This window comes from Mammaliicoccus fleurettii (genome assembly GCF_002018435.1).
Lineage (GTDB): Bacteria > Bacillota > Bacilli > Staphylococcales > Staphylococcaceae > Mammaliicoccus > Mammaliicoccus fleurettii.
In genome coordinates this window covers 168,403-176,792 of record NZ_MWJM01000005.1, presented here as the reverse complement: position 1 = coordinate 176,792, position 8,390 = coordinate 168,403, and the positions used below count along the sequence as shown (strand labels likewise).

Here is an 8,390-nt window from a genome sequence, read left to right as displayed (position 1 = left end):
TCCTCCGTCGTTGGTTCTTCTGTTGTTGGTTCCTCCGTTGTTGGCTCCTCTGTCGTTGGTTCCTCTGTCGTTGGTTCCTCTGTCGTTGGTTCTTCTGTTGTTGGTTCTTCTGTTGTTGGCTCTTCCGTCGTTGGTTCCTCTGTCGTTGGTTCTTCCGTTGTCGGCTCTTCCGTTGTTGGCTCTTCTGTTGTCGGTTCCTCTGTTGTCGGTTCTTCTGTCGTCGGTTCCTCTGTTGTCGGTTCTTCTGTCGTCGGTTCTTCTGTTGTTGGCTCTTCTGTCGTCGGTTCCTCTGTTGTTGGTTCTTCTGTTGTTGGCTCTTCCGTCGTTGGTTCCTCTGTCGTTGGTTCCTCTGTTGTTGGTTCCTCTGTTGTTGGTTCCTCTGTCGTTGGTTCCTCTGTCGTTGGTTCCTCTGTTGTTGGTTCCTCTGTTGTTGGTTCCTCTGTTGTTGGTTCCTCCGTAGTTGGTTCCTCTGTCGTTGGTTCTTCCGTTGTCGGCTCTTCCGTTGTTGGTTCCTCTGTCGTTGGTTCTTCCGTTGTTGGCTCTTCTGTTGTCGGTTCTTCAGTCGTCGGTTCCTCTGTTGTCGGTTCTTCCGTAGTCGGTTCTTCTGTTGTTGGCTCTTCTGGAGGTGTATCAGCAACATTTGTAACTTCTAAATTAATTTCTTTATTTACTTCAAAATCTAAAACTATGTCATTAGGGAAATTGGCTTTATCAATTTTATAACCATCAGGAACTTTAATTTCTTTAAGTTTGTGTGTTCCACCTTTAATATCTTTAAAAATTAATTTACCATTAGCATCAGTTGTTCCTTTGCCAACTACTTCTCCATCGATGTTAACTAATTCAAATTCTGCACCTTCTAATTGCTTAGTATCACCTTTAGAATCAATACCAATTTTAGAAATTATAAGATCTCCACTATATTTTTGAAGATCACCTTCTGCTTTACCACCAGCATTAATATTCTGTATAGTTGCATTAGAATTTTCGCTCATTTGGTTTCCTGATTTATCTATATACGTTACTGAAGAATTATTATCAAACGATGCTGCATTACTATCTGTAATCTCAGTAGAATAATAAATCAATAATTCATTATAAGTTGGATTATTAAACCAAACAGTGAAACCATTCCCACTGATTTCAACATGTCCTAATCCTCTGCTTTCAAATTCTTCTTTTGTATAATACTGTGCTTCATTTTGTCCTTTAGTTCTTACTGAAAACTGAAATTTATCTGCTTCTAACTTTTGACCTGGACCTAATGTATCTTTAATAATTGCTGGACTATTTGGACTAAAATAATCTTGTTTATTATTAAATCTAATTGTCCATTGTACATGGTCAGTATCATTTGGTTCTATTTGACCATTCTTAAAGAAAATTTCATCTGATTCACCACTTGAACCAGTACTATTGCTTACAATAATTTCTTTATGAATTGTTGTATTTCCAAAATTTAAATCAACATTATTTTTACCTTCTGTAGATTTATTTATCTCTGCTTCAAAAAAGAAACTACCTCTTACATTATCGATATTTTTTACATTGTCATTAAAGGTACATTTAATACCATCTACTGTTACTTCACACGTACCAAGCGTAACACCTTGTTCATTCTTTAACTCAAAAGTTTTATTAAATCCTTTAAGTTCTTCAGGTAAACTGATATTTATTGTGTCACCAGGTGATACTTTGGCACCACCAAATTCCACTGAAATTTTAGCTCTTTCACGATGAGTGAATTCTCCAGTTGAACCATCTGATTTTTCAACTTTAATATCTTTGATTATTTGTTGCGTTAAGTCTTGCGCATAAGCATGGTTGCTATGTACAAATACATTAGAAATAAGTAATAAAACAGTAAGTAATACGCATAATTTTTTCATAAAACCCTCCAATTTTTTCCATTTTCCCAATTATATTACATATATATTTAATTGTAAATAATGATTTAAATTAATATTTAAAGTTTTATATATGATTTAAAAATACTTTTTTAAAATTAATTAATTGTTAAAACATCTTTTTTAGAGTGTAAAGGACATCATTCGTAATTCTGCCAGTTAGTCCAACTTAAGAAAGCACGGCCAATTCACTTCAAGCCTCAAAAAAAGAGCTGAGACATTTAATTTGTCTCAGCTCCCAGGGTGTCGACAAAGTCTTAGACTTTGCCGGCATTTTTTATGCGCATGCTTTCCGCGGGCATGTTCTCAGCCTGTAGTCTTCGAATCATGCTTTTCCCGCAGGAGTCAGCGCAAAAAAATACCAAATGGCCTACTTTAAAAACTATAAGTTAGATCAATCTTTTTCTTTATCAATTACTACTAAAAATTATATCCAAAATTACAATGTCATAAGTATATCTAAAGATGAGTATGGAGATAAAATAACAGAATAGAATAATTAAAAGGGATTAGACTCTTATAACTAGTTGCTTTCGGTATATTGCTTTAAAAGTGGACAATTTTGATATTTATTTGAGTTAGATATACAATCTAAATTTCTAGTTACTGCTGTGTTTTCTCTTTATTATCATAAGTAAGGCGAAGTTTAATAGCTGCATATGTTGATATTTTATATGGTGATTTTCTAACCATTTTTCAAGTGATTCTTGATTATATTGAGGGTGACGTTTACTATTAGGAAATGCTCGAACATCAGCTATCATAGTTATGTTAGCTTCTTCCAACATTTGCATAAATGTATCTAACTCATAATCATAATGACCTATAGAAAAAACAGACAATTGTTCAACCTCCGCTTCCTAACATCACATATTATTTACGATTTTTCTTTTTCTCTTCAAATATAGCTAAGACAATAAAGCCTATAATAAATACTGGAATAAATGCAGCAATAAACATCATATTAATACACCTCTTATATACATGTTAATTACAAGTTTAGCTAATTAGAAAGATTAATCAAGTTATTAAGAATCACTTCTCCAATGACTGAATAAATTCTGTTGTGTTAATGGATCCTGCTGTTTGTAATTGCAATTGAAGTCGTTGATCTAACACTGATTGGTCTGTGCTTATTTGTTCTAGTGTTGTGCTTAAGGCTGCGTAACTTTCTATGTCGAACAAGTTATGCTCTGCTGTGACATCCTTGTTATGTGCGAGTTCGTTATATCCTAGGATTAATAATTGATAATCAAATGCTGCTCTTACTGCATCTAATATTTCATTTCCTTTATTTATATCTAAATAAATATCACATGTTTTATAAAGTGAAACAAACTTTTCTCTTCGTGCGTTTGGATATAAATTTACATTTGGATATTGATTCAATTTCATTAAATTCATAGACATTTCAGTTAACGCTGTGATATGAAATTCTAGTTCTGGATGTGATTGTATAATTTCTTCAATATGTGGCAATTGATCCGAGTTGGTCAATGTTAATACTTGATTTGAATGTTGATTAGATTTTATAAATTTATAAACATAACCAGCTTGGTGAATTCGATCTTTATATTTTCCATCTATTAATGATAGAGCTTTTTCATAAGATGACTGACTAGGTAGCAACAGTTTATATTGTCTTTTTTCTTTTGCTAATGCTTTTTCCAAATGACTAATGATATTTTCTGTAATATCACCTTGCCAGAAAATCTGATCATTTCCAGGACCAGCTAATCCGTTAAGCACTGCTGATGGTATTGAAAGTGAATTAATCATGAAATCTTCAGTTTCTAATTGTGCTACTTTAAGATAAAAGTTCACAAACTGAATTTTTGAATGGAAAAAGTATTCTTTATTCTTCCAATTTAGCGTAATATCATTTGTTATAAAGTTTTCTGTCATAAACAAGTCATTGTTATAGTTGAAATACCTCTTCAAAATTCTCTTTTGAGTTTGAACATCTAACACGACTTGCGCATATTTTAACCCGAATTTATTATAGTAATCTATATATTGCGTATGTCCGCGTTTATTCAACCATTCCACACGCTCTACAATTCTTTGTTTATAATTCTTCTTATATATAATTCGTGCCTTAACTTCATCAACATTTTTAATAAATGCTGTATTATTATTACCTTCAATCGTCCAAAATCTCGGAATTGTCACTTCATTAAAAAATAAAGGACTTATTGTTGAAGTAGGATTATTCGCAAAAAATTGATAAGGCGTTAATACACCATCTGGTAAAAACCCGTTTTCTTCAATAACAATCGTTGTTCGTTGATTACCAGCATGTTTGAATGAATTATATAAAACGATCGCTTTTTTATCAAAAACATCAAATAAATTAATCATATAACACCTCACTAATTAGCTTTTTCCACTTTTGTGCTATAACTGGTTGCGTGAATTTTTCTGCAATTTCATAAGATACTTGGTTAAAACGATGCGTGTCCTGTTCAAAATATCGAACAATACCATCTGCGATATAATTTACAATTTCTGATTCTTTTTGTTCATTTAAATTAATTGGTATTAAATAACCATTTTGTTCATCTTTGATAAAAGTAGGATTTCCATAATTCACATCAAATCCGATCATTCCTAGTCCTGATCCTATCGCTTCCATCAATGTTAATCCAAATCCTTCGCTTGTAGAACCTGATAAGAACAATTCAAAGTCTTTATATACTTGGCTTAAGTTAACGTGACCTTGTAGTTGAATGTATTCTTCTGCATTATTTTCTTTAATCAAATCCTTCAATAAACGTTTTTGACCACCTTCGCCATAAACATCAAACGTAATTTCTGGAATTGTTTCTTTTGCTTTCACTACTGCTTTAACTAACCAGTCTACATGCTTTTCGTTTGCTAATCTTGAAGCTGTAATAATTGAATACGGCTTTCGTTGCTCTGGTTTAACTAAAGTACTTAAACTCCCAACAGGAATTGTATATATCTTAGGATACTTATGGTAATACTTTTCAAATTGCTCAGCTAATAGTTGGTTTTGAATATCGGTAGCAGTAATAAAGAAATCTATTTCATGTGCATTCATAAATACATATTCATAATAATTGTTCCATAGAATATTAGAATCATTAGTCGCAGTTTGGTTATAATGTTCAGCATGAATCACGATACCTAAACGTGCTGCACCTTTATTTTGAACCACTGTCTGTCCAATATCTTTAGAACGATCAACTATAAGTAAATCTTCTTCAGTTAAATTAAGTTTTTCTAAAAAATAAGTTATAAAATCTTGTTTCGTATATAGCACTTTATCTTTAAAGACAAACATGCTTTCATCTTCATTTACATATTCATTGTAAGCAATTGAGCCATCTTCATTATAAAAAGTTCTCATATATAACTTTGCAGCATTATCTTCAGGCGCATAGTATTCTGATAATATTCGAACATACGAGTAATAATCTCTTCTAATTAACTTTCCTCTAGAAATATATTCAACTCTATCGACAATATCACTGTCTTCATTCTTTAAATGACAATTTATATAGTTATGATCACTATTGTAATAAATGCGTCTCACTTTGCCTTTATCTTCAATTTTTGTAACCTCTGAATGTAATTGACTAGTAATTTCCTCAATTGTCACACTTGTAGGTGCAATTTTTATATCTGTAAAATACTGATACAACCATATTATTTCATCATCTTTAAATCCTATATTCTCAGTTAATGTTTGAATGTTTTCATTTTTAATAAAGTCTAAAAAAACGAATTTAATCGTTTGCTCGCACTTTCTTAATAACTGCGCTCTATATAATTGCGCATACTCAACACCACTACTTGCCCATCCAATTCCAAGATTAATATTATAAACTGTCACCTGTATCACCTCACCTTATATTTTTATCAGTTTTCTATTATATAAACAATCTAACTAAGCTTGAGACCATTAAAATCACTAAAAAGAATGTACACATAAACTTTAGAGTAAAGAATTGTTTCTTTTCTTGTTTTTTCTCTTTTTTAAAATCATATTCACGTAATTCATCTTCAATTTCTTTATTAAGTCTTTCTAATTCTTCTTTACTTATATCAACATTATTCATTTTATTTACCTTCTTACTTTTTAAAATTATGATTACTGACCACGAGTCAGTTATATTCTAAAAATTAGTATTTAACAAATTTATTTATTTGCTAAATACAAACCTTTTAGATTATACAATAAATTTTATGGAAAATATACACTAAATTAAAAATTTTTTATTATTTAAAGTCGTTTTCAGAAACAGAATCGATTCCACTCATGATCATTTTTATATAAACCGATAAAATACGGTCATCTTTAGCAATATTATTATCTAAAATCTCTTCTTTAATATAAAAATCTACAATCCCCATTATATATTTTACTTTAAATAATGAGCTTGCTGATTCATCGTTAAACAACTTAAGTGCTATAACTTTTCTAAATGGCTTATAACCTGTACGCAAACTATTCATCCATTCACTTTCACTCGTAGCAGCTAATAAATTATTCATTATTTGTCGTTTTTCAATCGAAAAATCTATAAAAATATTAAAAAGATCAATAATCATAGCATCAGTGTTTTTCTGATTATCTAGTTGATTAATTTGATATTCTATTTCATTGATTAACATCATACCGATAATATCGATTAATTGGCTTTTATGTTCAAAATAGTAATAAAAAGTCCCTTTACCTAAACCAGCAGTTCGACAAATATCAGCTACCTTTAAATCATGGTATCCCCTTTCAACTAATAATTCCTTTGCAGTTTCTATAATTAAATTTCTTGTTTCCAAAAAAATTCATCCCTTTTCTTTGTAAGCTTTAATTAAACATTTCATTTAACTAAATATCCATTTAAAAATACTTCAACTCAACAATGTCTATAAATTATACAACATATCTATTAATTATCAATTTATTTTTTATATTTAAAATATAAGTTTTGGTTTTGAAATTTTCTTATAAAAACTAGATATAAGCGCATATTCAATCTATTCATCTACCAACAATATAATATTAGAGGCTGAGACATTTCCTTGTCCCAGCCCCTAATAAATTTCCTTACTTGAAGAAATTCACCAATATAACTTAATTATTATCCGTATTTTTTCTACGTCTACCTCTTAATAAAGCAATACCAGCAAGCGCGGCAAGGCCTGAAATCAACCCATTATTAGTAGCAACCTCACCTGTATCTGGCAATTTATTACCATGATCTTTGTTGTGATCATCTTGTTGTTTATTCGTGTTAGAAATCTCATCATCCTCATTTAAAGCATCCGAAGATAAAGTTTCAAATTCACTTAATGAGTCATTTTCACTAATTGATTCTGACTCACTCAATGACTCGAACTCGCTAATAGACTCTGATTCGCTATATGAATCACTCTCACTAATAGACTCTGACTCACTATAAGAATCACTTTCACTAACAGATTCTGATTCACTAATTGATTCGGACTCGCTTAATGATTCACTCTCACTATTTGGTTCTGATTCGGACTCACTTAATGAATCTGATTCGCTAATTGACTCGGATTCGCTTAACGATTCTGACTCACTAATTGATTCTGATTCGCTTAATGACTCGGATTCGCTGTTTGGTTCTGATTCGGACTCACTTATTGATTCTGATTCACTCAATGATTCACTTTCACTAATTGATTCTGACTCACTAATAGATTCCGATTCACTGATAGACTCGGATTCACTTAATGATTCGCTTTCGCTGATCGATTCGGATTCACTAATAGATTCCGATTCGCTTATAGATTCTGATTCACTGATTGACTCTGATTCACTTAATGATTCGCTCTCACTAATAGATTCTGACTCACTGATTGACTCTGATTCACTTATTGATTCGCTTTCGCTAATAGATTCCGATTCGCTAATTGATTCTGATTCACTTAATGATTCGCTCTCACTAATAGATTCTGACTCACTGATTGATTCGGATTCGCTTATAGATTCTGATTCACTAATTGATTCGGATTCGCTTATTGACTCGGACTCGCTTATTGATTCAGATTCACTAATAGATTCGGATTCGCTTATAGATTCAGATTCACTTAATGATTCACTTTCGCTAATTGATTCCGATTCGCTGATTGACTCTGATTCACTGATTGATTCTGACTCGCTTATAGATTCCGATTCACTGATTGATTCTGATTCACTGATTGATTCTGACTCACTAATAGACTCTGACTCACTTAATGATTCACTTTCGCTAATAGACTCGGATTCACTTAATGATTCTGACTCACTTAATGATTCACTTTCACTAATTGATTCGGATTCGCTCAATGATTCACTTTCACTAATTGATTCTGATTCGCTCAATGATTCACTTTCACTAATTGATTCTGACTCACTAATAGATTCCGATTCACTGATAGACTCGGATTCACTTAATGATTCGCTTTCGCTGATCGATTCGGATTCACTAATAGATTCCGATTCGCTGA

Annotated in this window: 7 protein-coding genes; all 7 read right to left on the bottom strand. The window is 31.6% G+C overall.

The genetic code is table 11. From position 1 onward, the window contains the following. Positions 1–1,889 (bottom strand): Ig-like domain-containing protein (locus tag B2G86_RS06155; protein WP_078357247.1); only part of this gene is annotated, 1,889 nt, incomplete at its 3' end. 617 nt (positions 1,890–2,506) lie between these two features. Then, positions 2,507–2,749 carry a DUF488 domain-containing protein gene (locus B2G86_RS06150; protein WP_078357246.1) on the bottom strand — a complete coding sequence of 81 codons (243 nt, stop codon included), beginning with the start codon at positions 2,747–2,749 and terminating at the stop codon, positions 2,507–2,509. 193 nt (positions 2,750–2,942) lie between these two features. Continuing rightward, a complete protein-coding gene (gene gtfB, locus B2G86_RS06145; protein ID WP_078357245.1) occupies positions 2,943–4,268 on the bottom strand; it encodes an accessory Sec system glycosylation chaperone GtfB in 1,326 nt (441 codons plus the stop codon). After that, the gene (gtfA, locus tag B2G86_RS06140; RefSeq protein ID WP_078357244.1) at positions 4,261–5,766 is read right to left on the bottom strand and encodes an accessory Sec system glycosyltransferase GtfA; all 1,506 of its coding nucleotides are present in this window, start codon (positions 5,764–5,766) and stop codon (positions 4,261–4,263) included. The genes gtfB and gtfA overlap by 8 nt, the downstream gene beginning before the upstream one ends. A 37-nt stretch (positions 5,767–5,803) precedes the next feature. After that, the gene (locus tag B2G86_RS06135) at positions 5,804–5,992 is read right to left on the bottom strand and encodes a hypothetical protein (RefSeq protein WP_078357243.1); all 189 of its coding nucleotides are present in this window, start codon (positions 5,990–5,992) and stop codon (positions 5,804–5,806) included. Between the two features lie 160 nt (positions 5,993–6,152). Beyond that, positions 6,153–6,713: a TetR/AcrR family transcriptional regulator gene (locus tag B2G86_RS06130; protein WP_158079026.1), complete on the bottom strand. Its 561-nt coding sequence runs from the start codon at positions 6,711–6,713 to the stop codon at positions 6,153–6,155. A gap of 295 nt (positions 6,714–7,008) precedes the next feature. After that, on the bottom strand, positions 7,009–8,390 hold a 1,382-nt coding region (locus tag B2G86_RS13300), incomplete at its 5' end, for an LPXTG cell wall anchor domain-containing protein (protein ID WP_158079025.1).